Raw genomic sequence first — 24,126 nt, forward strand, 5'->3', positions numbered from 1 at the left:
AAACAGCGGCTCAGGGGAGCACGGAGGGCCCGGAAACACCCGCGGGCCGCGGCGCCTGGGAGGGACCCTCAACCCTCCCGGCACCGCAGCCCGGAGCAGCAACGGCCACGGGGTGTGCGGTCCCGATCGGCCGAAGGTGAGGATCCGGGGCAGTCAGGGCAGAGAGCTCCGGTTCCTCGGTCCGCCTTCCTGTGCGGGGAAGACGGAAGAGTGTGACTGTGCCGTACGGCTGATGCCGTACTCGTTCAGCCCTCGTACGCAATTGTGGACTAGACCACGGTGTGTGTCCATGCGTTGGAGACTGTTCACAGTTGATGCGATCGCAGCCTAGCCCGCCGGGATGGGCCGTGGGGGCGGATGGCCGGGGCAATTTTCCCCGACCAGGGGAGGGGGCCGCGGCGGGCCGCGGAAATTTTCCTTAATTCACCCCATCTGACGTATTCACGTAACCTCACACTTGTCCCCTTTCCCTGCGCCCGACCCGCAGGGACAGGGTCCGGTTCTGTTAGATTGGTCCCATCAGATTGGTCTAAACCACATAGACGTTCCTGACCCTCCAGCCCTCTTCAGAACGGCAGGCCCAGCGTGGAAGTTGTGATCGTTCCGGACGCCGCCGCGGGTGGCGAGCTGATCGCCGAGGCCATGGCCCAGCTGCTCCGGCACAAGCCGGACGCGCTGCTCGGGGTGGCCACGGGCTCGACCCCGCTGCCCATCTACCAGGCGCTCACCGCCAAGGTACGGGCCGGTGCCGTGGACACCTCGCGGGCTCGCATAGCCCAGCTCGACGAGTACGTGGGGCTGCCGGCCGAGCATCCGGAGTCGTACCGGTCGGTGCTGCGGCGCGAGGTGCTGGAGCCGCTCGGGATCGGGATGGGCGCGTTCCTCGGCCCCGACGGCGCGGCCAAGGACGTACAGGCCGCCTGCAAGGCCTACGACGCGGAGCTGACGCGGGCGGGCGGCGTGGACCTGCAGCTGCTCGGGATCGGGACGGACGGGCACATCGGCTTCAACGAGCCGTGCTCCTCGCTGGCCTCGCGGACCCGGATCAAGACGCTGACCGAGCAGACCCGCGTCGACAACGCGCGGTTCTTCGACGGGGACATCGCGCAGGTGCCGCACCACGTCATCACCCAGGGGATCGGGACGATCCTGGAGGCGCGGCACCTGGTGCTGCTGGCCACGGGTGAGGGGAAGGCCGACGCGGTCGCGGCGACGGTGGAGGGGCCGGTCGCCGCGGTGTGCCCGGCGTCGGCGCTGCAGCTGCATCCGCATGCCACGGTGGTCGTGGACGAGGCCGCCGCGTCGAAGCTGAAGTTCGCGGACTATTTCCGGTACACGTTCTCCAACAAGCCGGATTGGCAGGGGATTTAGCGGATTCGTCTGCCGGGTTCGGTTCGATTCGGACTGATCGCGGGTGGGGGTTGCTCGCGCCCACGCGGCGGAGCCGCACATCGACACAGCCCCGCGCCCCTTCCGGGCGCGGGAGCGCGGGGGCGTGGGATAGGTTGCCCGGCATGACTGTGTTGGGATCCGATGTTTGGCCGCCTGACCCGATCAGGACCGAGCGGCTCGTGCTCCGTGAGTCCGAGGCGCGGGACCGTGCGGCGGTCATCGAGCTGGACGCCTCGCCGGAGGTGGGCACCTACCTCGGTGGCCCCCGGCCGCGTGCCGATCTCGAACGCCTGGTGCCCGAGGTGCCCGGGCGGCGCCCCGGCTTCTTCGCGGTCGAGCTCGACGGAGCGACGATCGGCACGGTCCAGCTCGACCCGCAGGACCCCGAGCGTCCGGCCGACCGCCTGGCCGCCGGCGAGACCGAGCTCGGCTACCTGTTCCTGCCGGAGGCGTGGGGGCACGGGTACGCCTTCGAGGCGTGCGCGGCCGCCCTCGACTGGTTCTCCGGCGTGCTTCCCGGTGAGCCGGTGGTGCTCTACACCCAGACCGCCAACGTCCGCTCGATGCGCCTCGCGGCGAAGCTCGGCTTCACCGAGCAGGAACGATTCGAGGCGTACGGCGCCGAGCAGTGGTTCGGGGTGTGGTCACCCGGCCGGTGACCACACCCCGCCGGGATCCGCTACGCACTCACGCCCGCGATGACCTCGGCCGCCGCCACACCGCACACCCTCGCCGCGCCGTGCGTGGCGATGTACAGGGCGCCCCGGGGCGCGGCCTGGGGCAGGCCCATCTCCACCACGATCGTGTCGGGGCGGGCCTTGAGCAGGGTGTCCAGGGCGCCGGCCATCCAGGGGTACCGGTGTTCGTCCCGCACCACAGCGACGATACGGCGCTCCCCCGCCGCCACGATCGCCGCGTGTCCCGCGTCCTCGCCCGCGAAGCTGCCGGTCTCGGTGCCGGGCACGAGGCGGGTCAGTTCGGCGGAGACACCCCACGGGGTCTCCGTGCCCACCGCGATGTTGGTCTCGGGGGTGAGGGAGGCGACGAACAGGGGCTCGGCCGGGGGTGTGTAGGGGTCGACGCGCGTCACATGAAGCGCGCGGCGGGCGGCGACGAGGCCGATGTCCGTGAGGGCGGGGTCCGGCTGGGCCACTTCCGCCGTGGCCGTCCAGGTCGCCATCGCCCGCACCCGTTGCGCCGCGTCCGCCAGTCGCTCCTCGGGGAGTTCGCCGGAGCGGACCGCCGCGACCAGGGCGTCGCGCAGCCGTCGTACCGTCTCGTCGTCCGAGAGGCCGCCGCCCACGCAGATCGCGTCGGCTCCGGCGGCGAGCGCCAGGACGGTGCCGTGTTCGATGCCGTAGGTCCCGGCGATGGCCTGCATCTCGATGCCGTCGGTGACGATCAGGCCGTCGTAGCCGAGTTCGCCGCGGAGCAGTTCGGTGAGGACGCGGTGGGACAGGGTCCCGGGCCGGGCCGGGTCCAGGGCGGGGACCAGGATGTGGGCGCTCATCACGGCGCGGGTACCGGCGGCGATGGCGGCGCGGAAGGGGACCAGCTCGCGGGCGCGCAGGACGTCGGTGGTCGCGTCGATGCGGGGCACGGCGAGGTGGGAGTCGACGGCGGTGTCGCCGTGGCCCGGGAAGTGCTTGGTGCAGGCCGCCACCCCGGCCGCCTGGAGGCCGCTGACGTAGGCCGCCGTGTGACGGGCGACCAGGTCCTGGTCGGCGCCGAAGGAGCGGACGCCGATGACCGGGTTGGCGGAGTTGGAGTTCACGTCGGCGACCGGGGCCCAGCTGAAGTTGACCCCGCAGGCGGCGAGGCGGCGGCCCAGTTCCAGGGCGACCTGCCGGGTCAGCTCCGGGTCGTCGACGGCACCGAGGGCGTGGTTGCCGGGGAAGGAGGAACCGGTGCGCACCTCGAGACGGGTGACGTCACCGCCCTCCTCGTCGATCGCCACCAGGACGTCGTCCCGCTCGGCGCGCAACTGCGCGGTGAGAGCGGAGAGCTGCTCGGCCGAGATGATGTTGCGGCCGAACACGCCCACCGAGGCGAGGCCCTCGCCGAGCCGGCGCAGTACCCAGTCGGGGGCGGTGGTGCCGGTGAAGCCCGGCTGGAGGACGGTCAGCGCGTCGCGCGTGACTCTGTCTTTTGAATTGAACGCAGCCGTACCGCTGGCGAATGTCGTCATCGGATGGGGTTATCCCTTCACGGCGCCCGCGGTGAGGCCCGCGGCCATCTTGCGCTGGACGAGGAGGAACAGGACGACGATCGGCACGGCGAGCATGGTGGCGCCGGCCATCATCGGGGCGTATTCGGTGCCGTGCTGCGTGGTGAAGTTGGCCAGCCAGACGGTCGCCGTCTGGTGGTCCTGGCTGAGCAGCATCAGGGCGTAGAGGTACTCGTTCCAGGCCTGGATGAAGCCGTAGACCGAGGTGGCGACGAGGCCGGGGGCGAGCAGCGGGAAGACCACCCGGACGAAGGCGCCGGTGCGGGAGCAGCCGTCGACCATGGCGGCCTCCTCCAGCTCCTTCGGGATGTTGACGATGAAGCCGCGCAGGGTCCACACCGTGAACGGCAGGATGAAGGTCAGGTAGGTGATGATCAGGCCGCTGAGCTTGTCGTACTGGTCCAGGTCGTTGAGGAGCAGGAAGACCGGGATGATCATGGCGACCAGCGGGATCATCTGGACGGCGAGGATGCCGACGATCACGATCTTCCGGCCGCGGAAGGCGAACCGGGAGATGGCGAGGGCGGCCAGCAGGCCGACGGCCATGCCGATCACCACGACGGAGAGGGACACGATCAGACTGCGGCCGACCGGGCCCCAGAAGTCGGCGATGTCCAGCGCGCGGCTGAAGTTGGACAGGGTGACGCCGGTGGGCAGCAGGCTCGGGTCCGGGTCGATGGCGTCCTTCGCCGGCTTGAACGCCGTGTTCAGCATCCAGTAGACGGGGAAGCCCGAGATGAGGAAGACGAGGAGGCCGAGGAGGTTCCAGCCGGCCTTGGCCTTCCTGCGGCCGGGGGTGGCGACGGTGCTCATTCGACCTCTCCGATCTTCAGCATCTGGCGCATGTACACGGCGACGACGCCGAGCAGGAGGAGCACGGTGAGCAGGGCGATCGCGGAGCCCTGCCCGTAGTCGTTGACCACGAAGGCGCGGTCGTAGGACCAGGTGGTCAGCAGCTGGAACTCGGCCTCGGGGTGGCCACCGCGCATCACGAAGACCTGCGGGAAGACGCCCATGTCCCAGATGACCGAGAGCGTCGTGAGCATCACGATGACCGGCTTGAGGATGGGCAGCGTGACGTAGCGGAAGACGCCCCAGGGGCCGGCGCCGTCGAGCCGGGCGGCCTCCTCCAGTTCCTTGGGGACCTGGGTGAGTCCGGCGCTGAGCGTGATGACCACGAAGGGGACCGCTCCCCAGACCACCAGGAGCATGATCACCGCGAGTCCCTCGGGTCCGCTGGCGAACCAGTTGTGGCCGACCATGTCGACCCCGGGGAGCTTGCTGAGCAGGGCGTTGAGGATGCCGTAGTCGGAGTCGAAGAGCCACTTGAAGACCGTGGTGGCGACGATGACCGGCATGCCCCAGCTGGCCACCAGCGCGATGTTGACCAGGGTCTTCACCCAGCCGGAGACGCGCTGCAGCAGCAGGGCGACGAGCATGCCGACGACCATGGTGAAGACGACGCAGCCGGCCGCGAAGAAGATCGTGCGCAGCACGACCTGCCAGAACTCGCTGTCGCCCAGGACCTTGGAGAAGTTCCCGAACCCGACCCACTCGGCCGGCTTGAACCCCCACAGCTGGGTCTGCCCGAACTGCTGGAAGGAGAGGGTGACCAGCCGGTAGAGCGGATAGCCGAGGACGAGCGCCAGGATCAGCAGGCAGGGGGCGAGCAGCAGCCAGGGGACGGCGGGGCCGCCCGAGCGCCGGTTCGCGCGTGGTCTTTGCGGGGAGTCCGGTGGAGGTGCCGGCACCTTGGCGGGTGTGGTCGTATCAACGGCACTCATCGTGCGCTCCTAAACAGATCAAGAAACGTCAGGTGCCGCGCCCCCAAGGGGGCGCGGGGAACTGCGCGACCAGCCACAACGCACCCGCAGCAGCCCCACAACCCAACGCGGCACTTTCTTCTGAAACCCCCCGGCCGGACCTGACCCCCCGTCGGTCAGGCCCGGCCGCAGACCGTTACGGGGTGTTGATGACCTTGTCGATCGCCGCGTCGGCCTCCTTGGCCGCCGCCTCGACGCTCTCCTTGCCGGTGCCGATGTTCTGCAGCATCGTCTGCAGCACCTGGGCCTTCTCGACCTGGCCCCAGCCCGGCGCCATCGGCACGAACCAGTTGGACTCGGCCGCCTCGGCCGGCACCGCGGTCGCCGGGTCGCTCTTCAGCGTGGCGAGGTCGGTCTTGTTGTTCGGCAGGTTGCCCTTGGCCATCAGGCCCTTCTGGCCGGACGGGCCGGTGAACGCGTTGATCCACTCGGCGGCGACGGCCTGCGCCTTGGACTTCACCGGGATGGCGAGGTCGGAGCCGCCCAGGAAGACCGGCATGTTCTTGCCGGACGGGCCGGGCATCACGAAGTTGACCAGGTTGTCCTTCAGCTTGCCGCCGGTCTTGTCGTTCTTCGGGTCGGCCGCGGTCGCGCCCTCCCAGGCGGCACCGAAGATCATGGCCGACTTGCCCTGGCCGTACACGATGTAGCGGTCGGACTCGTCCTTGGTCTTGTCACCGTGCATGTACTTGTCGATGACGCTCTTGAACTCGGTGAGGCCCTTGATGGACTCGGCCGACTCGAGATTGCCCTGCCACTTGCCGCCGTTCTCGACCGCGATGGAGCCGCCGGCGTCGTAGACGAAGGACATGGCCGCGTACCAGTCGCGGGTGGGCTGGTACCAGGCGCTGAACTTGCTGCCTTCCTTCTTCTGGATCTTGTCCAGGTCGGCGGTCAGCTCGGTGTAGGTCTTCGGCGTGGTCTTGATGCCGGCCGAGGCGGCGATGTCCTTGCGCCAGTTGGCGACGCGGCCACCGGCGTAGTACGGCACGCCGTAGGTCTTGCCGCTGTAGGTCACCGAGGCCTTGAGGCCGTCGAGCCACTGGCCGGAGTTGGTGAACTGGGAGGCGTCCACGGGGGCGAAGGCGCCCTTGACCATGTAGCCGAGCATCTCGGTGTTGCCCATCTCGACCACGTCGGGGGCCTTGTCCGTGGCGAGGACGGCGTCCAGCTTGGTGTTCTTGTCCGGCCAGCCGTAGTACTCGTGCTTGATCTTGATGCCGGGGTGCTTCTTCTCCACGGCGGCGTCGGCGGCCTTCACCAGGTCGGGCCAGTTGTTCTGCGCGTCCACCGTGAGCCAGACGGTCAGCGCCTTGGCGTCCGAGCCCTGGGACTTGTTGTCGTCCTTGTTGTCACTGCCACACGCCGCGACCGAGAAGACCATGCCCGCGATACCAATCGCGGCTATCAGCTTGCGCTTCACGCCACCCTCCTCAGGGATGCCACAAACCCCCCTGCCTCCCCGCACGAGCGTTGGGCCGGGACCTGGACCAATGGTGTAGACCAGTGCCGGAAGCTTGGCCCAGACCACCGGGCCTGTCAAGGGTGGCCGAATAGGCTCCGACCAGCCGTTATGCGACCTACATATGCAGGAACCTTTAAGTAAGAACCCCTCGAAAACCCGAGGCCCGGACGAGACAATTCCGGTAGACCACTTCAGCGATGGACTAGACCAGAAGGGCCCGCGACGGTATACAGAAGGGATCACGCAGCGTGCAGGGCAAATCCCGGTACGCTGCCGTGCCACGTGGCGAGCAGGACCAGTAGCCGGGAAGGCGGAGCATGAGCACCGACGTCAGCAGTGCGGAGAACGAGAGCGGGACAGCCGTCCGTACGGCGCGCGTGCCCAAGTACTACCGCCTGAAGAAGCACCTGCTCGAAATGACCGAGACACAGGCCCCCGGCACCCCGGTCCCGCCCGAGCGCACCCTGGCCGCCGAGTTCGACACCTCCCGCACCACCGTCCGCCAGGCCCTCCAGGAGCTGGTCGTCGAGGGCCGCCTGGAACGCATCCAGGGCAAGGGCACCTTCGTCGCCAAGCCCAAGGTCTCCCAGGCGCTGCAGCTCACCTCGTACACGGAGGACATGCGCGCCCAGGGCCTGGAGCCGACCTCGCAGCTGCTGGACATCGGCTACATCACCGCCGACGACCGGCTGGCCGGCCTGCTCGACATAACGGCAGGCGGGCGGGTGCTCCGGATCGAGCGGCTGCGCATGGCCAACGGCGAGCCGATGGCGATCGAGACCACGCACCTGAGCGCGAAGCGCTTCCCGGCCCTGCGCCGCTCCCTCGTCAAGTACACGTCCCTCTACACCGCCCTCGCCGAGGTGTACGACGTCCATCTCGCCGAGGCCGAGGAGACCATCGAGACCTCCCTCGCGACCCCGCGCGAGGCCGGCCTGCTCGGCACCGACGTGGGCCTGCCGATGCTGATGCTCTCCCGCCACTCCCTGGACCGCGAGGGCCAGCCGGTGGAATGGGTCCGCTCCGTGTACCGCGGCGACCGCTACAAGTTCGTCGCACGGCTCAAGCGGCCCCAGGACTGAGGCCGTTCCCACCCCGCCCCTCCTGACGGCTCATCACCCTTCTGCACCAAATCGACATACCGATATGCGGATGAGGTCTTCCACTGACCTCACGCGTTCGCCATGATTGCCTGCGCATTACACAGGTGAACAACGGTGATCGCCGTGCGGTCAGTGAGGGGACGGAGCCGCGAGATGTCAGATGCGTCCGAAGTGACCAAAGCGGCGGTGGTGACGCCTGTGCGCGTTGCCATCGCCCTCTGCCTGATAGCGCCCTTCGTGGCGATGCTGTGGGTGGGCTCGTACGCCAAGACGGACCCGGTGTTCATCGGGATCCCGTTCTTCTACTGGTACCAGATGCTGTGGGTGCTGCTCTCGACCGCGCTCACCATGACCGCGTACCAGCTGTGGGAGCGTGACCGGCGTGCCCGCAAGGCCGCCACGAGCGTGGACGGGGGTGCGTCGGAGTGAAGGACGGCGTGAACGGCGTCGCGCTCGGCGTCTTCATCTTCTTCTTCCTGGCCGTCACGGTCATCGGCTTCCTGGCCGCCCGCTGGCGCAAGGCCGAGAACGAGCACTCGCTCGACGAATGGGGCCTCGGCGGCCGGTCGTTCGGAACCTGGATCACCTGGTTCCTGCTCGGCGGCGACCTGTACACGGCCTACACCTTCGTCGCCGTACCGGCGGCGATCTATGCGGCGGGCGCGGCCGGCTTCTTCGCCGTGCCGTACACGATCCTGGTCTACCCGCTGATCTTCACGTTCCTGCCCCGCCTGTGGTCGGTCTCCCACAAGCACGGCTACGTGACGACCTCGGACTTCGTGCGCGGCCGCTTCGGCTCGCGGGGCCTGTCCCTCGCCGTCGCCCTGACCGGCATCCTGGCAACGATGCCATACATCGCGCTGCAGCTCGTGGGCATCCAGGCGGTGCTCGACGTGATGGGCATCGGCGGCAGCGACGGCACCAACTGGTTCCTGAAGGACCTCCCGCTCCTCATCGCCTTCGGCGTGCTCGCGGCCTACACGTACTCCTCCGGCCTGCGCGCCCCCGCCCTGATCGCGTTCGTGAAGGACGCGCTGATCTACATCGTCATCGCGGTGGCGATCATCTACATCCCGATCAAGCTGGGCGGCTTCGACGACATCTTCGCCAAGGCCGGCGACAAGTTCACGGCGGCGGGAGCGGGCGGCCTCGTCCCGGCCCCGGCCGGCCAGTGGACGTACGCCACGCTCGCGCTGGGCTCCGCGCTGGCCCTGTTCATGTACCCGCACTCGATCACCGCGACGCTCTCCTCGAAGAGCCGTGACGTGATCCGCCGCAACACCACGATCCTGCCGCTGTACTCGCTGATGCTGGGCCTGCTCGCCCTGCTGGGCTTCATGGCCATCGCGGCCGGCGTCAAGGTCACCAACGGACAGCTGGCGATCCCCCAGCTGTTCGAGAACATGTTCCCGGACTGGTTCGCCGGGGTCGCCTTCGCCGCGATCGGCATCGGCGCCCTGGTCCCCGCGGCCATCATGTCCATCGCGGCCGCGAACCTCTTCACCCGCAACATCTACCGGGACTTCATCAAGCCCGACGCCACGCCGAAGCAGGAGGCCCAGGTCTCCAAGCTGGTCTCCCTGCTGGTGAAGGTCGGCGCGCTGGTCTTCGTCCTCACCATGGACAAGACGGTCGCCATCAACTTCCAGCTCCTCGGCGGCATCTGGATCCTGCAGACCTTCCCGTCCCTGGTGGGCGGTCTGTTCACCCGCTGGTTCCACCGCTGGGCCCTGCTGGCGGGCTGGGCGGTCGGCATGGTCTACGGCACGGCCGCGGCATACGGGGTGGCCTCCCCCACCCAGGCGCACTTCGGCGGCTCCTCGAAGGAGATCCCCGGCATCGGCGAGATCGGCTACATCGGCCTGACGGCGTTCGTGCTGAACGTGTCGGTCACGGTGGTCCTGACCTTCGTCCTGAGGGCCCTGAAGGCCCCCGAGGGCATCGACCAGACCAGCCCCGAGGACTACACGGCGGACGCGGGCGACCCGGGCGTGGAGGTCGAACTGCCTCCGGCCGTCGCGGGATCCGCGCACTGACGAGACCCGGCCGGGCGCACACGCGGCTCCCTAGTCGCGCGTGCGCCCCGACATCGCGTCCCAGAAACGGTCCAGTTCGCGGACGCGCATGCTCACCCAGGGCGGCGTCTTTCGGTGCACGAGCCGGGGAAAGCACCGCCGTACGGGTCCCGGCAGCAGCACCTGCTGCTGCCGGCAGAAGGGCTCACGGACCTCGCCCCGGGGCACTGTGCCCCGGGGCGGGTACGGGCACAGCTGGAACTTGCAGTCGGGCAGACAGGTGGTGCCCGGTGCGGGCGGCGCGGCGGTGCCCGGCCGCAGACCGGGCCGGAGCGGCTCACGGCTCACGCGGATGCACGGCGGGAGCGGCGTCCCCGAGCGCTCGGCGCGGGCCAGGCGCTCCTCGACCTCGTCCGGGTACCCGTCCCGCTCCACCAGGTTCAGCATGAGCAGCACGTCGGCGACGAGGCGCTGGGCGCGTCCGTCGAGGGTGCTCCACCCGGCCGACGGCGGTATCCACAGGTTGTGCCTGCGGTAGCCCCCGTTCTGTTCGATGCGCGAGCCCACTTTGTCGGTGACGGTCTTCTCGTCGATCCACAGGAAGCGCTCGGGCTGTCCGGTCTCCAGCGCCATGGCCACCAGGTCGGCGGCCTCGGCGACGAACGGATGGAGCGTCCGCCGAGGCGCGTCGCCGTTGGTGCCGGGCGGGCCCGGCGGGCCGTTCACCGTGCCCGCCATCGAGAGCCACCGCTGCACCGCCTGCACCGCGCTGGTGCCGGCGATCGCGCGGGACGGCCCGTGCCGTCCGCCGGAGCCGTTCTCCCGCCACGCCGCGCCGTCCGCCTCCCGTTCGTGGTGGCCGGCACTGTCCGGAAGCTCCCACAGGCACAGCGCCTGAAGCAGCGTCAGCTGCGTGTACCAGCACCGGGACCGCTGCAGCACCGTCTCCGCCTGCCGGATCAGGTCGACCCGGCTGCCCGGATACGAATACGGGTGGCGTTTGCGCCGATTGGCCGCGAACTTGAAACCCTGGGCCAGCGCGGCCTCCAGGGCGAGCGGCAGGTCGGGGGCGCCATGGGTGTACTCCGGATCGAGATGGCGCATCCACTTGGTGAGACGTTCGCGGGCCTCGTCACGGTGGGCGTCGTCGACGGAGCCCACGTACATGGGAATCGTCCAGGCCCGCATCACGAACTCTCTGGACAACTCGATGCGGTCCTTCCGGTACCGCTGCTTGGTCTCCTTCCTGCGCTGCTGCAGGTGGTCGACCTCCGCGGCCGACCTGTCCCACGAGGACGTGCGGGCCGTCATCGCGTCCCGCATCCACCCGTTCCAGTCGCGGTCCTGCTTCCTCTTGCGGTCCCTCAGGCCGCTGACCGTCTCGTCGTACTCCCTGATGGGGTCGACGCTCTGGCTGTACTTCTCCCTGATGACCGCGAACGCCGGGTTTCCGCCGCTGCCCAACTCCTGGCTGACGGCCAGGCGCACGGCATACGAGGGATCCGCCTTGCCGATCTGGAAGAGGTAGTAGTAGAGGAGCATGGTGTCGGTCTTCGCGGAGGCCGCGCGCAGTGCGGTGCCGAGCTGCCTGGCCAGCCTGCGCTTGGCGTCCTCGACGGTGCGCCGGTCACCCTTGATGTCGGGCCAGCGGTCGTACACCTTCTTGACGATGTCGCTCAGCAGGCGCGGTCTGGCCTCGGCGCTGTCGACCTCCAGGGCCGCCGCGTACAGGTCGAGGGCCTTGGGATCGTCCGTGCGGCGGTTCGCCGCCGTGAAGAGCCGGTCGGCCATGGGACGCCCGTACACCGGAGCCTGCCGCCACAGCTCGTCCCGGTACTTGCGCAGTTCGGCCCCGACACTGCCGCCCTTGGCCGAGTGCTCCGCCGCCCGGCGACGGGCGAGCAGCACCAGGGCGATGAGCAGCTCGCGGCTGGGGCCCGGCGGCCGCAGCGCCAGCTCGATCAACTCGCCGGCCTCGCGCTCGCCGAGGTGACTCAGCATGCGGAAGCCGAAGTAGGCCTGGAGGGTGCTGTGCGGGAAGCGGACCCTCTTCTCGAAGCTCTCCGCCAGACGGAGCTTGTTCGCGTTGGCCGCGAAGCGGGCGAACGCGATCTGGCACTGGCCCATGTCGCCCTCGCGCAGACGCTTGCTCTCCCTGGGGCTCAGACGGTCGCAGAGCGCGTTCCAGATCCGTTCCCGGTGCCACTCCGAGAAGGTGTTCCCACGCTTGCCGTACCGGTCGAAACGGCGCGCCGTGGCCCACAGATGGTCCGCCCGGGCCGTTGTCCGCCGCGTCGGACCCGGGTGGACGTCATCGCCCAGCAGCTCGGCGAAGCCGACCTCCAGCCTGTCCTGGAGCAGTCCGATGCACGCGAGCGCGGAGACCACCTCGACGGTGTCGTCGCGTTCCTGGGGGCTCAGCTCGACGTCCTCGCGCAGCCGGCCCTCGCGCACGGCACGGTCCCACGTCTCCAGCAGCCACAGCCGCAGCGTGCTGCGGTCCCAGCTGCGGGTGTCCAGCCGATGGGCGTCGTTGCGCAGACGGCTGCGTTCCAGGCCGCCGTGGCGGTGCAGTTCGCGGGCGATCTGGAGGTAGATGGGCGATTCGGTGACCTCCGCGGTCTCCACGATCCAGTCGACGCGGCGCTCGTCGGTCTCCGGGTCCCGCGCCTCGACGAAGCGCAACGCCTCCTCCTCGCTCAGCGGTTCGAGCTCCACGATCGCGGCGGGGGTGCTCTCCAGCGGGCTGTGCGGCCGGGACGCGATGACGAGCGGCAGCTTCTCCTCGTGGGCGCGCTCGATGGCCTTGCGGATGATGTTGTCCCGGTCCTCCTGGAACCTCTCGTCGAGCACCGCCTCCTCCAGGCCGTCGGCGATGACCACCACCTTGTCGTCGGCGAGGAGTTGCTGCCAGACCCGGTCGTTCTTGCCGCGCGCCAGGATGCCCCGGGGCGCCTCCTCGGCGAACCGTTCCCTGGCCATGCGCTCGAAGTTCAGGTCGCCGCCGACGGCGTCCCGCAGCCGTATCGGCACGGGAACGGCGTGCTGATCGGCCAGGAGTTCGGTGAGCCGCACCAGAACGGCGGTCTTGCCCGTGCCGATACCGCCGACGAGAAGATAGGGCCTGCGGGTCTCGCGCTGCCGCAGTCGCTGGGCGATGACCCGGGCGATGTCCTCGCGGCCCACGATCTCGGAGATGTCCGGCCCCGCGGTGCGCACCAGTCGGTGCGGCTCCTTGCGTGCCTTGGCGAGGTAGCGCCTCTTGGTCCAGTGGTACCAGAAGAACAGGAACGCCGCCGCGGCGACCGAGGCGGCGAGGAGCGGACCGAGGAACCGCAGGACGGCGTCGAATCCGTCCTCGGACCGGTGCCGCCACTGCTCGAAGGGGGTCGTGCGGTGAGTGATCAGGATCCAGATGCCCTCACCGACCCAGGCGAGGAGCAGGATCAGGAGGGTCAGCCAGACCACCCGGTTCAGATTGGTGTACGACCACCACCGGCGCCAGTTCTTGGGGCGGGTGGTGTTGCGGCGGGCCTCCAGCCAGATGGTCAGACCGTGCCAGTGGCCCAGGAAGAACCGCCGGAGCCGGCGCCACGCCCGCCTCGCGTCCAGCGTCGCCATCGGCGCACTGCGTGGCCGGACCTTGCCCGGCGGGTGACGGACGATTCTCGACATGGTGCCTCTCCTTCCGAGACCGGATCTCGGCACGGAGGACCCGCGGGCACCTAACTCCATGGAAAGCACTCCCGTCGCAGTCCGCAACTCGACTGCCCGCAGGGCGGAAAGGGACGGGACATCCCGCAGAAAATCCGGGCGCACGTGGTCGGAGCCCTCCGGCAGACTCGGCACCATGGACATCACGATCCGGCCCGCGGAGCCGGCCGAGTACGCACCCCTCGGCGAGATCACCGCCCGGGCCTACCTCCAGGACGGCCTCCTCGACTACGGCGAGGGCGACGAGTACCTGCCCGTGCTGAAGGACGTGGCGAGCCGGGCGGCCGCCGCCGACGTGCTCGTGGCCGTGGACGGCGAAAGACTCCTCGGCGGCGTCACCTTCGTCGCCGGCCCCGGCCCGGTCGCCGACATCGCCCGCCCCGGCGAGGCCGAGATCAGGGCGCTCGCGGTCGCGCACGAGGCCCGCGGCCGAGGCGCCGGCGAGGCCCTCGTACGGGCCTGCATCGACCGCGCACGGGCCACCGAGGGCTGCACGGCCGTCGTCCTGTCGAGCCAGCGGAGCATGCACACCGCCCACCGCATCTACGAACGTCTGGGCTTCGTCCGCACACCGGAGCGGGACTGGAATCCCGTGCCGCACCTGGACGACCTCACTCTCCTCACCTATCAGTTGACGCTCTGACACCACCGCGACACAACATCTGGGGGTGACACGACAACCCGGCACTAGATGTATGCTCATGCTCGCTGTCGCCGCAGGGGAATCCGGTGCGAATCCGGAACTGTCCCGCAACGGTGTACTTGTGCATGTTCGTGCACAGGAGTCAGTCCGAGGACCTGTCGACAGCACACCCGGCCGTCCGGCCCGGGTGTTCTGACGTCCGGGCCTCGTGGAGTGGGCCGGGGACGCGACACGCGTGCGTGCGCCCGTGTGCTGCCCCCTGCCCTCCGCCAGGCCCCGAGCCCAGCGAGGGAGAGCCCCACGTGACCATCGCGCCAGCCGACCCGGCCTCAGCGACCAGCTCTGTGGAATCCGTGGCGGACGACGGTCCCGGTACCGCGTTGCTGCGGACCCTGACCGAGTTGACCGCCGACCTCCCCGACGCCGACCCCGGCCGGGTCGCCGCCGCCGCGTTGCGTGGCCGGTCGGCGCGGGCCGACGAGGCGGAGTTGCGCGAACTGGCCACCGAGGCCGCCGCCGGTCTCATCTCCGAGGACCCCGCCTACTCCAGGCTCGCCGCCCGGCTGCTGACGATCTCCGTCCGTGCCGAGGCCGCCTCGCAGGGCGTGACGTCCTTCACCGGGTCCGTCGCCGTGGGGCACCGGGAGGGGCTCATCGCCGACCGGACCGCCGAGTTCGTACGGCTGCACGCGGCCCGCCTCGACGCCCTCGTCGACCCTGCCGCCGACGACCGCTTCGGCTACTTCGGCCTGCGCACGCTCCACAGCCGTTACCTGCTGCGGCACCCGATCACCCGTCGCGTGATCGAGACGCCCCAGCACTTCATGCTCCGGGTCGCCGCCGGTCTCGCGGAAGACGACACCGTGCGGTCGGTCGACGAAGTCGCCGCGCTCTACGGCCTGATGAGCCGCCTCGACTACCTCCCGTCCTCCCCCACCCTCTTCAACTCCGGCACCCGGCACCCCCAGATGTCGTCCTGCTACCTCCTGGACTCCCCGAAGGACGAGCTGGACTCCATCTACGACCGCTACCACCAGGTGGCCCGGCTCTCGAAGCACGCCGGCGGCATCGGTCTTTCGTACTCCCGGATCCGCAGCCGCGGTTCGCTGATCCGCGGCACGAACGGGCACTCCAACGGCATCGTGCCGTTCCTGAAGACCCTCGACGCCTCGGTCGCCGCCGTGAACCAGGGCGGCCGGCGCAAGGGCGCGGCCGCGGTCTACCTGGAGACCTGGCACTCCGACATCGAGGAGTTCCTGGAGCTGCGCGACAACACCGGCGAGGACGCCCGCCGTACCCACAACCTCAACCTCGCGCACTGGATCCCCGACGAGTTCATGCGCCGGGTCAACGCCGACGAGCCGTGGTCGCTGTTCTCGCCCGCCGACGTGCCGGAGCTGGTGGACCTGTGGGGCGCCGAGTTCGACGCGGCCTACCGCAAGGCCGAGGCCGACGGGCTCGCGCGCAGGACCATCCCGGCCCGTGACCTGTACGGCCGGATGATGCGCACCCTCGCGCAGACCGGCAACGGCTGGATGACCTTCAAGGACGCGGCCAACCGCACCGCCAACCAGACGGCCCTGCCCGGTCACGTCGTCCACTCCTCGAACCTCTGCACGGAGATCCTGGAGGTCACGGACGACGGCGAGACGGCGGTCTGCAACCTCGGTTCGGTCAACCTCGGCGCCTTCGTGGACACCGCGAGCGGCGACATCGACTGGGAGCGGCTGGACGAGACCGTTCGCACCGCCGTCACCTTCCTCGACCGGGTCGTCGACATCAACTTCTACCCGACCGAGCAGGCGGGCCGGTCGAACGCCAAGTGGCGGCCGGTCGGACTGGGCGCCATGGGCCTCCAGGACGTCTTCTTCAAGCTGCGGCTGCCCTTCGACTCCCCCGAGGCCAAGGCCCTCTCCACCCGGATCGCCGAGCGCGTCATGCTCGCCGCGTACGAGGCCTCCGCCGACCTCGCCGAGCGCAGCGGCCCGCTGCCGGCCTGGGAGAAGACCCGGACCGCGCGGGGTGTGCTGCACCCCGACCACTACGGCGTCGAGTTCACCTGGCCGGAGCGCTGGGCGGCGCTGCGCGCCCGGATCGCGTCGACCGGTCTGCGCAACAGCCTCCTCCTCGCGATCGCCCCCACCGCGACCATCGCGTCGATCGCCGGTGTCTACGAGTGCATCGAGCCGCAGGTCTCGAACCTCTTCAAGCGCGAGACGCTCTCCGGCGAGTTCCTCCAGGTCAACTCCTATCTGGTGCAGGAACTCAAGGACCTCGGCGTCTGGGACGCCCGCACCCGCGAGGCGCTGCGCGACGCGAACGGCTCGGTGCAGGACTTCGTCTGGATCCCCGAGGACGTACGGCGGCTCTACCGCACGGCGTGGGAGATCCCGCAGCGCGGCCTGATCGACATGGCCGCCGCCCGGACCCCGTACCTGGACCAGGCCCAGTCCCTGAACCTGTTCCTGGAGACGCCGACCATCGGCAAGCTCTCCTCGATGTACGCGTACGCCTGGAAGTCGGGCCTGAAGACGACGTACTACCTGCGCTCGCGCCCGGCGACCCGGATCGCCCGCGCGGCCCAAGCCACCGTCCCCGTGCAGCAGACGGCTCCCGAGGACGCCGTCGCCTGCTCCCTTGAGAACCCCGAGTCCTGCGAGGCCTGCCAGTGATGTCCACCCGTAACCAGAACCTTCTCGACCCGGGCTTCGAGCTGACCCTGCGCCCCATGCGCTACCCGGACTTCTACGAGCGCTACCGGGACGCCATCAAGAACACCTGGACCGTGGAGGAGGTCGACCTCCACTCGGACGTGGCCGACCTCGCGAAGCTCACGGCCGCCGAGCAGCACATGATCGGCCGTCTGGTCGCCTTCTTCGCGACGGGCGACTCGATCGTGGCGAACAACCTGGTGCTCACGCTGTACAAGCACATCAACTCCCCGGAGGCGCGCCTGTACCTGTCGCGCCAGCTCTTCGAGGAGGCCGTGCACGTCCAGTTCTACCTGACCCTGCTGGACACCTACCTCCCCGACCCGGACGACCGCGCCGCCGCGTTCGCCGCCGTGGAGAACATCCCCTCCATCCGCGAGAAGGCCGAGTTCTGCTTCCGGTGGATGGACTCGGTGGACAACCTGGACCGCCTGGAGTCGAAGGCCGACCGCCGCCGCTTCCTGCTCAACCTCATCTGCTTCGCCGCGTGCATCGAGGGCCTGTTCTTCTACGGCGCCTTCGCCTACGTCTACTGGTTCCGCAGCCGCGGTCTGCTGCACGGCCTCGCCACCGGCACCAACTGGGTGTTCCGTGACGAGACGATGCACATGAGCTTCGCGTTCGACGTCGTGGACACCGTCCGCAAGGAGGAGCCGGAGCTCTTCGACGACGAACTGCGGCAGGAGGTCACCGACATGCTGCGGGAGGCCGTCGAGGCGGAGCTGCAGTTCGCCCGGGACCTGTGCGGCGACGGCCTGCCCGGCATGAACACCGACTCCATGCGCCAGTACCTGGAGTGCGTCGCCGACCAGCGGCTCGGCCGCCTGGGCTTCGCCCCGGTGTACGGCTCGGAGAACCCGTTCTCCTTCATGGAGTTGCAGGGCGTCCAGGAGCTGACGAACTTCTTCGAGCGGCGCCCGTCCGCATACCAGGTGGCGGTGGAGGGCACCGTCGACCTGGACGAGGACTTCTGAGCCGCCGTACGCCGGCTACTTCAGGTCGAGCACGTCCCCGGCCGACACCTTCCGCGAGGTGGTCGTCGTGCCGGGGAAGTACCAGCGCCAGCTGCCCGCCGAGGTGACGGTCAGCACCAGGGCCGCCGCCCCGCCGGCCGCGGCCCAGGCCGTTCTGCCTCTCATGATCCTCCCCTTGTCGTGCGCGCCAGGGGAGGCTATGCGATCAGGGACCTTCCCCGGTGGGCGGTGTCCCGGGCGCGCCCGGCTTCCGCGGTCCGCCGCGCCTCCCTGATCTGCCGGTCGATGCGCCGGTCGCGCAGGACGCCGAGCGCGGACGGGAGGGACATGAGGACCAGGATCCCGAGGACCAGGACCATTCCGATGAGACCTTCGATCTGGTTTCCGTTCATGGACACTACTGTGGCGCCGAATACTCCTTACCGTCAGTGGCAGCACTGCCACACACCCTCGAATTACTGCCAGCGGCGAGGCACACTGGCAGCATGCTGAAGAACGTGGCCACGGTGCTCCTCGACGGTGTGCACCCCTTCGAGCTCGGAGTCGTCTGCGAGGTCTTCGGCCTCGACCGCTCCGACGAGGGGCTGCCGGTGTACGACTTCGCGGTGGTCTCGGCGGAGGGGCCGGCGCTCGGCACCCATGTGCCCGGCCTCACCATTTCCACGCCACATGGCCTGGACCGCCTTGAGGAGGCCGACCTGATCGCGGTGCCGGCCTCGGACGCCAACATCGCCCGGGACTACCCGCCCGAGCTGCTCGCCGCACTGCGCCGGGCGGTGGACCGGGGGGCCAGGGTGCTCAGCGTCTGCTCGGGCGTCTTCGTGCTCGGCGCGGCCGGGCTGCTGGACGGGCGCCGCTGTGCCGTGCACTGGCGCCACGCGGACCTGTTGGCCCGCCGCTTCCCGCGGACCCGGGTGGAGCCGGACGTGCTGTACGTCGACGAGGACCCGGTGATCACGTCGGCGGGCACCTCGGCCGGTATCGACGCCTGTCTGCACATCGTGCGCAAGGAGCAGGGCCCGGAGGTGGCGACGAAGATCGCCCGGCGGATGGTGGTGCCCCCGCACCGGGACGGCGGCCAGGCCCAGTTCATCGAGCGGCCGCTGCCGGAGGGGCCCTGCGACACGGTCGGCGGGGTGCTGGCCTGGATGACGGAGCACCTCGACGAGGAGGTCACCGTCGAGCAGCTGGCCGCCCGCGCCCTGATGGCCCCGCGCACCTTCGCCCGCCGCTTCCAGCAGGAGACCGGCACCACGCCGTACCGCTGGATCCTGCGGCAACGGGTGCTGCTGGCACAGGAGTTGCTGGAGGGGACGGACGAGACGATGGACGCCATCGCGGGCCGGACCGGCTTCGGGACGGCGGCCGCGCTGCGGCACCAGTTCGTACGGTCGCTGGGTACGACGCCGAACGCCTACCGGCGCGCGTTCCGGGGCCCTGAGGCCGCCTGAGCGCGCGCCGGTATCAGGCGTGATCCGCCGGTCGGCAGGTCACCAGGGCACGGGTGCGAGCAGCAGCCGGTGCGGGCGCAGGGTGATGCCCACCCGGGTGGTGTCGTTCGACCCGGCGACCTGTTCGAAGCGGTACCTGGCGCACAGGGCCGCGGTGATCAGGCTGAGCTGGGTCATGGAGAAGTGGTCGCTGGGGCACTTGCGGTTGCCGACGCTGAAGGGGCTCATGGCGTACTTGGGTACGTCCCCCGCCCGCTCCGGAAGCCAGCGGTCCGGGTCGAAGTCGAGGTGTCCGGCGTACGAGTGCGGGTCGCGCTGGATGGCGTAGGGGCTGTAGACGATGTCGGCCCCGGCCGGAATGCGATAGCCGCCGAGCTCGGTGTCGGCCTTGGCGCGCCGCGTCAATATCCATACGGCGGGCCGCAAACGCATCGCCTCGACGACGACATTGTTGGTGTGCGTGAGCCGGCGAACGTGCTCAAAACCAACCGGCTGACCGCCCGTCACCGATTCGACCTCGGTCCGTACCTTCTCGGCGTGTTCCGGGTGTTCGGCGAGCACCTGGAGCAGCCACATGATCGTGGAGGCGACTGTTTCGCTTCCGGGGGTGAGTATCGCGACCACCTGGTCGTGGATCTCCTGTTCCCCGATCGGGTCGCCATTCTCGTCCTTCGCCGCGAGCAATGCCGTCAGCAAATCGTCCGGCTTTTGACCAGATGCCCGCCGCTCGGCGACGATCTCGTCGACGAGGAGATGCAAATCGGCCAGGGCACGGTTGAATTCGCGGTTGGCCGGCAACGGCAGCTTGTACAGCGGGCCGAGTGGTACGACCATCCGCCGGTACATACCGCGGAAGACGCTCGCGAGGTCGACGCTGAGCCGCTCCGCGCGCTCGTCCATGTACTCGCCGCGCAGCAGGCAGCGGGCGGCGATGCGGACGGCTACCCGGAAGGACTCCGAGGTGCAGTCGACGGTGGCGCCGGGCTGCCAGCGCTCGGTCAGCGCGTGCGCCTCCTCCTCCATGACCGGCCCGTAGTCCGGGATCGCGGAGAGGTTGAACGCAGGCTGGATGGTGCGGCGCTGACGCCGGTGGCGCGGGCCGTTGGCGGTGGCCACGCCCTCCTTGCCGAGCAGCCCCTCCAGGGACTCCCACAGCGGGCCGGCGATGACGAAGTCGGGGTTCAGGGCGAGGGCCCCGGTGAGCTCCGGAGTGGTGACGGCGTACACCTCCTTGGGGCCGAGCCGGAGGCGCACCATGTCGCCGTGGGCGCGCAGCCGGGACATGAAGGCGAGCGGGTCGCGGACCAGCCGCCAGCCGTGCCCGAGTATCGGCACACCGCCGCCGGCGAGGGGCGGTTCGCGCAGTTCGGCGTGGCCGGAAGCCTCCGGGGTCGCGGGGTTCACGGACTCGACGGTCATTTCTCACCTGCCGCTTCGTTGTTGACGTACGGGGGCGTGGACCGGTCGTCCCAGCTGTCGACCATGTAACGGCCGGATTCGTGGTGGAACCAGTAGACGGAGCTGAACCAGTTCCGCATATTGCCGACGCAGGCCGTGACGGCGGCGCCTAGTTCCTTTCCGCGCACGGTGCCGTCGTCGAGCTGCTCGGCGAACAGCAGCGCGGTCCGCTCGGCGTCCAGGAATTCGCTGATGCATTCCTCGACGCGTCGCCTGACTTCCTCGACCGCCTGTTCCAGGCTCATTCCCTCATGGGTGACGAGACTGATTCCGAGATTGTGCACCTCGTCGCCCGCTATTTCCTTGGGAAGTGAGCAGAGGTCGTTGTACCAGGCGGCGAATTCCTGGCTGAGCAACGCCGGCCGGCGGTACGCCGGGTTTTTCCTCACAGCGTCCGGGAGTTCGGTCCCGGCGCTCGGCTCCAGCAGGTCCGTCCATATCCAGTGGGCGAAGGTGAGGCGCCGCAGGGCCAGGTACTCCTCGACCCCGGGAACGTGTCCCGACCTACGGTTGCGGAACTCGCGGTCGTAGGCCTCGATCACCGCGTGGAAGTGCCGGGCGAATCGCTGGTTCCAGGTCACCGGCAGGAACGAGTACAGCCGCGCGACGCTGTCCGCGAACCCCGCGACCAGGGTGTCCGGGTGGTGCAGGTGGTGCAGGGGCGCGTCGAGGGCCGCGTGCAGCCGGAACCGCAGCCGCCGCCAGTCGGCCGGCCTGCGGTGCACGACGTCACGGTCGTGCCGGTCGTCCCAGACGAAGAACCAGGCGCTGTAGTCGCATATCGCCTGGATGACCTCGTCGGACGCACCCAGGTAGTACCCCGCCATGAGGTCCGTGTAGCAAAGGCCGTCGGCATATTCCTGAACCTTGTCGGCCGGCATCAGTCGCTTTTCCAGCAGCCAGAGGCGGGTCTTCTCCTGCAGCTGGGGCCAATACGGATGCAGTTGCCGGGGAAACTCGGCCTCGATCACCGGGAGGGCGAGTTGTGGTGGAACCGCGACCGCCGTCGGCGTCGATGTGGTGCTGTGTGGGAAAGCATGCACGAACAAACCCCTCTCAGCCGAGCCAGGTGCGCACGCCCCTCCCGCTGTGCCGGGCGTGCGCCGTTGCGTATCCCCGCAGTTCCCATTCAGCACCACAACTGACCAGTCTGGGAACGGATTTGCTTCACTCACTACCCCACAGTGCCGAGAATCTCCCCTTGTGTGACTGATTAAGGATCGCTAGAGGTGTACAAAGGATCGAATGTACGACGCACAGACGAGCGAGTCTGACCGAACATGACGAACGCCTGGTCGGATGGTTCCCGACCAGGCGTCACAGCTGTCCTGCAGCGTTCCCTGCGTATCAGTCGTTGGCGACCACGGGGTAGCGTGGCTCGTTCTCGGCCATCTGCCGCAACGCGTCCTTGCGCTCGCGCTTGGAGAGCCGGTCGATGTACAGGTAGCCGTACAGGTGGTCGGTCTCGTGCTGCAAACACCGAGCGAAGTAGCCGGTGCCGCGCACCTTGATCGGGTTGCCCTTCTCGTCCTGCCCGGTGACCTCGGCGTAGTCGGGCCGGGCGAGCGGGGCGTAGGCAGTGGGCACCGACAGGCACCCCTCGTTGCTGTCGTCCAGCCGCCGCTTGTCGGCGGGCAGCTCGACGAGCTTCGGGTTGCACACCACGCCGACGTGCCGGGCGCCCGCGTCGTCCTGGCAGTCGTAGACGAAGACCTTCAGGTCGACGCCGATCTGGTTGGCGGCGAGGCCGACGCCCTCGGCGGTCCGCTGACTCGCGAACATGTCGGCGACGAGCTGGTCCAGCTCCGCCCCGAACTCGGTGACGTCCTTGCACTCCTTGTGCAGCACCGGGTTCCCGACGACGGTGATGGGCCGCGAGGTCCCCCGCGCACGCCAGGCGTTCTCGCGCTCCTCGGTCCCCTCGGTGTCGACGACGAACCCCTCGTCGTCCACGGGGAGCACGCCCGCGTGCTGCTGATCGGTGTCCTGCTGGGCCATGACCGACGTAAGCCTTCCTAGGTAAAACAAGGGGGATGTTGCTGATACAGGGTACGTGCCTGTTTTTAGGGGCGCGGGGAACTGCGCGAGCAACCACTCACGACCCGCAGTGATCCACCGGCCTCAGCAGACCTCTTCCAAATCCCGCCAATCCCGGGAGTCAGGGCTGTCCGCGACCCACCCGTCCAGCAACCCCCTCACCAGCGAGGCCGGCGCAGCCACCCCGCACTCCCGCTCCGGCACCCACAGCTGCCCGTCCGTCCGATGCCCGAGCGGCCCCGGATGCCCCGGCTCACTGTGGTCGTGGGGATCCAGGTGCACCCCGTCGCCCTCGTCGGACGGCATCCGCGACTCCGAGCACATCCGGCACAGCAACCGCACCGAGGAGGACCAGTCCTCCGCCGCGAACCCGGCATCCCCCGCCAGCTGCTCCAGCGCGTCCCGGTCCGACTCGGTCGCCGCCTCCAGCAGCACCACCCAGGTCGGCACCGGCGACGGCGCCCACAGCTCGATCTCGTCGAAGACGGGGTACGCGTGCCCGGTCACCGTGGTCCGCTCGCCGTGCGGCACCCCGTCGTGGAGGACGACCTCGCCCCAGCGCCGCCCGGACGAGGGAAGCGGAATGGACTGCACCTCGATGCGGGCGGGGTCCAGCCGCCGCCCCCACACCACCTCGGCCTCCCCCTCCGGGGACAGCCGTACGGCGGCACTGCCCAGGTCCATGCCGTCCGGTTCCCCGGACGCGGTGGCGCCGCCCGGCACCCGCAGCCCGTACGCCTGCCAGGCCCGCCGCGCCAGCGGCCAGTCCTGCAGCGCGGTCGCCGCGATGCCGACGTTCCACCAGTCGGGCGCCCCGGTCTCCCGGTCGAGCAGGGCCACCGCCCGCAGTCCGGCCGCGCGGGCCTGCTCCCAGTCGTGCCGGAACTTGTGCAGCAGGGCGAGGTTGAACCAGGACTCCGACAGCCAGGGTTCCAGGTCGGCGGCACGTGTCAGCAGCTCGCCCGCGTCCTCGTACCGGCCGTCACCGATCAGCGTGAACGCGCGGTCGGTGGCCTGCCGCCAGGAGGCGGAGGGCCTGTGCCGTCCCTTGCCGAAGATCCTCACGATTCCCGCCTGCCAGTTCCATTTCCGCACAGTGGGCTGGCTTGTGCC

20 protein-coding genes and 1 riboswitch are annotated in these 24,126 nt (G+C 69.5%); of the genes, 9 read left to right on the forward strand and 11 right to left on the reverse strand.

What is annotated here, in order from left to right:
• Window positions 1–585 precede the first annotated feature (585 nt).
• The gene (nagB, locus tag ACFWPQ_RS12065; RefSeq protein ID WP_384032465.1) at window positions 586–1,371 is read left to right on the forward strand and encodes a glucosamine-6-phosphate deaminase; all 786 of its coding nucleotides are present in this window, start codon (window positions 586–588) and stop codon (window positions 1,369–1,371) included.
• A 143-nt stretch (window positions 1,372–1,514) separates the two neighbouring features.
• Complete coding sequence (locus ACFWPQ_RS12070; RefSeq protein ID WP_384032467.1) at window positions 1,515–2,051, forward strand: GNAT family N-acetyltransferase; 537 nt, start codon at window positions 1,515–1,517, stop codon at window positions 2,049–2,051.
• Window positions 2,052–2,071: 20 nt separating this feature from the next.
• On the opposite strand, the gene ACFWPQ_RS12075 is transcribed toward ACFWPQ_RS12070, so the two are convergent.
• From ACFWPQ_RS12075 to ACFWPQ_RS12090, 4 genes are all read right to left on the reverse strand, one after another.
• A complete protein-coding gene (locus tag ACFWPQ_RS12075) occupies window positions 2,072–3,580 on the reverse strand; it encodes a glycoside hydrolase family 3 protein (protein ID WP_384032469.1) in 1,509 nt (502 codons plus the stop codon).
• 9 nt (window positions 3,581–3,589) lie between these two features.
• Complete coding sequence (locus ACFWPQ_RS12080) at window positions 3,590–4,432, reverse strand: carbohydrate ABC transporter permease (protein ID WP_384032471.1); 843 nt, start codon at window positions 4,430–4,432, stop codon at window positions 3,590–3,592.
• On the reverse strand, window positions 4,429–5,403 hold the full coding sequence (locus tag ACFWPQ_RS12085) for a carbohydrate ABC transporter permease (RefSeq protein ID WP_384032473.1): 975 nt from the start codon (window positions 5,401–5,403) through the stop codon (window positions 4,429–4,431). Before ACFWPQ_RS12085 ends, ACFWPQ_RS12080 begins: the two co-directional genes overlap by 4 nt.
• A gap of 175 nt (window positions 5,404–5,578) precedes the next feature.
• Entirely contained in the window at window positions 5,579–6,865 is a 1,287-nt protein-coding gene (locus tag ACFWPQ_RS12090; protein ID WP_384032474.1) for an extracellular solute-binding protein, read from the reverse strand.
• A gap of 359 nt (window positions 6,866–7,224) precedes the next feature.
• On the opposite strand from ACFWPQ_RS12090, the gene ACFWPQ_RS12095 reads away from it, so the two are divergent.
• The 3 genes from ACFWPQ_RS12095 (at window position 7,225) to mctP (ending at window position 10,046) form a co-directional block, all read left to right on the forward strand.
• Entirely contained in the window at window positions 7,225–7,989 is a 765-nt protein-coding gene (locus ACFWPQ_RS12095; RefSeq protein ID WP_089098851.1) for a GntR family transcriptional regulator, read from the forward strand.
• Between the two features lie 174 nt (window positions 7,990–8,163).
• Window positions 8,164–8,439 (forward strand): DUF3311 domain-containing protein, encoded by a 276-nt coding sequence (locus ACFWPQ_RS12100; protein WP_384032475.1) that lies wholly within the window; start codon window positions 8,164–8,166, stop codon window positions 8,437–8,439.
• The gene (gene mctP / locus ACFWPQ_RS12105) at window positions 8,436–10,046 is read left to right on the forward strand and encodes a monocarboxylate uptake permease MctP (protein WP_384032477.1); all 1,611 of its coding nucleotides are present in this window, start codon (window positions 8,436–8,438) and stop codon (window positions 10,044–10,046) included. Before ACFWPQ_RS12100 ends, mctP begins: the two co-directional genes overlap by 4 nt.
• Before the next feature lie 30 nt (window positions 10,047–10,076).
• Here mctP and ACFWPQ_RS12110 read toward each other — a convergent pair whose 3' ends face one another.
• Window positions 10,077–13,700: an ATP-binding protein gene (locus ACFWPQ_RS12110; protein WP_384032479.1), complete on the reverse strand. Its 3,624-nt coding sequence runs from the start codon at window positions 13,698–13,700 to the stop codon at window positions 10,077–10,079.
• 175 nt (window positions 13,701–13,875) lie between these two features.
• On the opposite strand from ACFWPQ_RS12110, the gene ACFWPQ_RS12115 reads away from it, so the two are divergent.
• The 3 genes from ACFWPQ_RS12115 to ACFWPQ_RS12125 all read left to right on the forward strand — a co-directional run bounded on the left by ACFWPQ_RS12115 (window position 13,876) and on the right by ACFWPQ_RS12125 (window position 18,067).
• Window positions 13,876–14,382: a GNAT family N-acetyltransferase gene (locus tag ACFWPQ_RS12115; RefSeq protein ID WP_384032481.1), complete on the forward strand. Its 507-nt coding sequence runs from the start codon at window positions 13,876–13,878 to the stop codon at window positions 14,380–14,382.
• A 77-nt stretch (window positions 14,383–14,459) separates the two neighbouring features.
• Window positions 14,460–14,538: riboswitch (cobalamin riboswitch) on the forward strand.
• A gap of 146 nt (window positions 14,539–14,684) precedes the next feature.
• Entirely contained in the window at window positions 14,685–17,054 is a 2,370-nt protein-coding gene (locus ACFWPQ_RS12120) for a ribonucleoside-diphosphate reductase subunit alpha (RefSeq protein ID WP_384032483.1), read from the forward strand.
• Window positions 17,054–18,067, forward strand: coding sequence for a ribonucleotide-diphosphate reductase subunit beta (locus ACFWPQ_RS12125; RefSeq protein ID WP_384032485.1), 1,014 nt, complete (start codon window positions 17,054–17,056; stop codon window positions 18,065–18,067). The genes ACFWPQ_RS12120 and ACFWPQ_RS12125 overlap by 1 nt, the downstream gene beginning before the upstream one ends.
• A 15-nt stretch (window positions 18,068–18,082) precedes the next feature.
• Here ACFWPQ_RS12125 and ACFWPQ_RS12130 read toward each other — a convergent pair whose 3' ends face one another.
• On the reverse strand, window positions 18,083–18,232 hold the full coding sequence (locus ACFWPQ_RS12130) for a hypothetical protein (protein WP_384032487.1): 150 nt from the start codon (window positions 18,230–18,232) through the stop codon (window positions 18,083–18,085).
• A 32-nt stretch (window positions 18,233–18,264) separates the two neighbouring features.
• The gene (locus ACFWPQ_RS12135) at window positions 18,265–18,459 is read right to left on the reverse strand and encodes a hypothetical protein (RefSeq protein ID WP_361289939.1); all 195 of its coding nucleotides are present in this window, start codon (window positions 18,457–18,459) and stop codon (window positions 18,265–18,267) included.
• 93 nt (window positions 18,460–18,552) lie between these two features.
• On the opposite strand from ACFWPQ_RS12135, the gene ACFWPQ_RS12140 reads away from it, so the two are divergent.
• Window positions 18,553–19,518, forward strand: a complete 966-nt coding sequence (locus tag ACFWPQ_RS12140; protein WP_384032489.1) for a helix-turn-helix domain-containing protein — start codon at window positions 18,553–18,555, stop codon at window positions 19,516–19,518.
• Between the two features lie 39 nt (window positions 19,519–19,557).
• On the opposite strand, the gene ACFWPQ_RS12145 is transcribed toward ACFWPQ_RS12140, so the two are convergent.
• The 4 genes from ACFWPQ_RS12145 to ACFWPQ_RS12160 form a co-directional block, all read right to left on the reverse strand.
• Window positions 19,558–20,937 carry a cytochrome P450 gene (locus ACFWPQ_RS12145; protein ID WP_384032491.1) on the reverse strand — a complete coding sequence of 460 codons (1,380 nt, stop codon included), beginning with the start codon at window positions 20,935–20,937 and terminating at the stop codon, window positions 19,558–19,560.
• Complete coding sequence (cyc1, locus tag ACFWPQ_RS12150; protein WP_384032493.1) at window positions 20,934–22,019, reverse strand: epi-isozizaene synthase; 1,086 nt, start codon at window positions 22,017–22,019, stop codon at window positions 20,934–20,936. The genes ACFWPQ_RS12145 and cyc1 overlap by 4 nt, the downstream gene beginning before the upstream one ends.
• A gap of 304 nt (window positions 22,020–22,323) precedes the next feature.
• Window positions 22,324–22,974 carry a peptide deformylase gene (gene def / locus ACFWPQ_RS12155; protein ID WP_384032495.1) on the reverse strand — a complete coding sequence of 217 codons (651 nt, stop codon included), beginning with the start codon at window positions 22,972–22,974 and terminating at the stop codon, window positions 22,324–22,326.
• Between the two features lie 123 nt (window positions 22,975–23,097).
• Window positions 23,098–24,078, reverse strand: coding sequence for a tetratricopeptide repeat protein (locus ACFWPQ_RS12160; protein ID WP_384032711.1), 981 nt, complete (start codon window positions 24,076–24,078; stop codon window positions 23,098–23,100).
• Window positions 24,079–24,126 lie beyond the last annotated feature (48 nt).

It is taken from the genome of Streptomyces sp. NPDC058464, from assembly GCF_042721035.1.
In the GTDB taxonomy this organism is placed as follows: Bacteria; Actinomycetota; Actinomycetes; order Streptomycetales; family Streptomycetaceae; genus Streptomyces.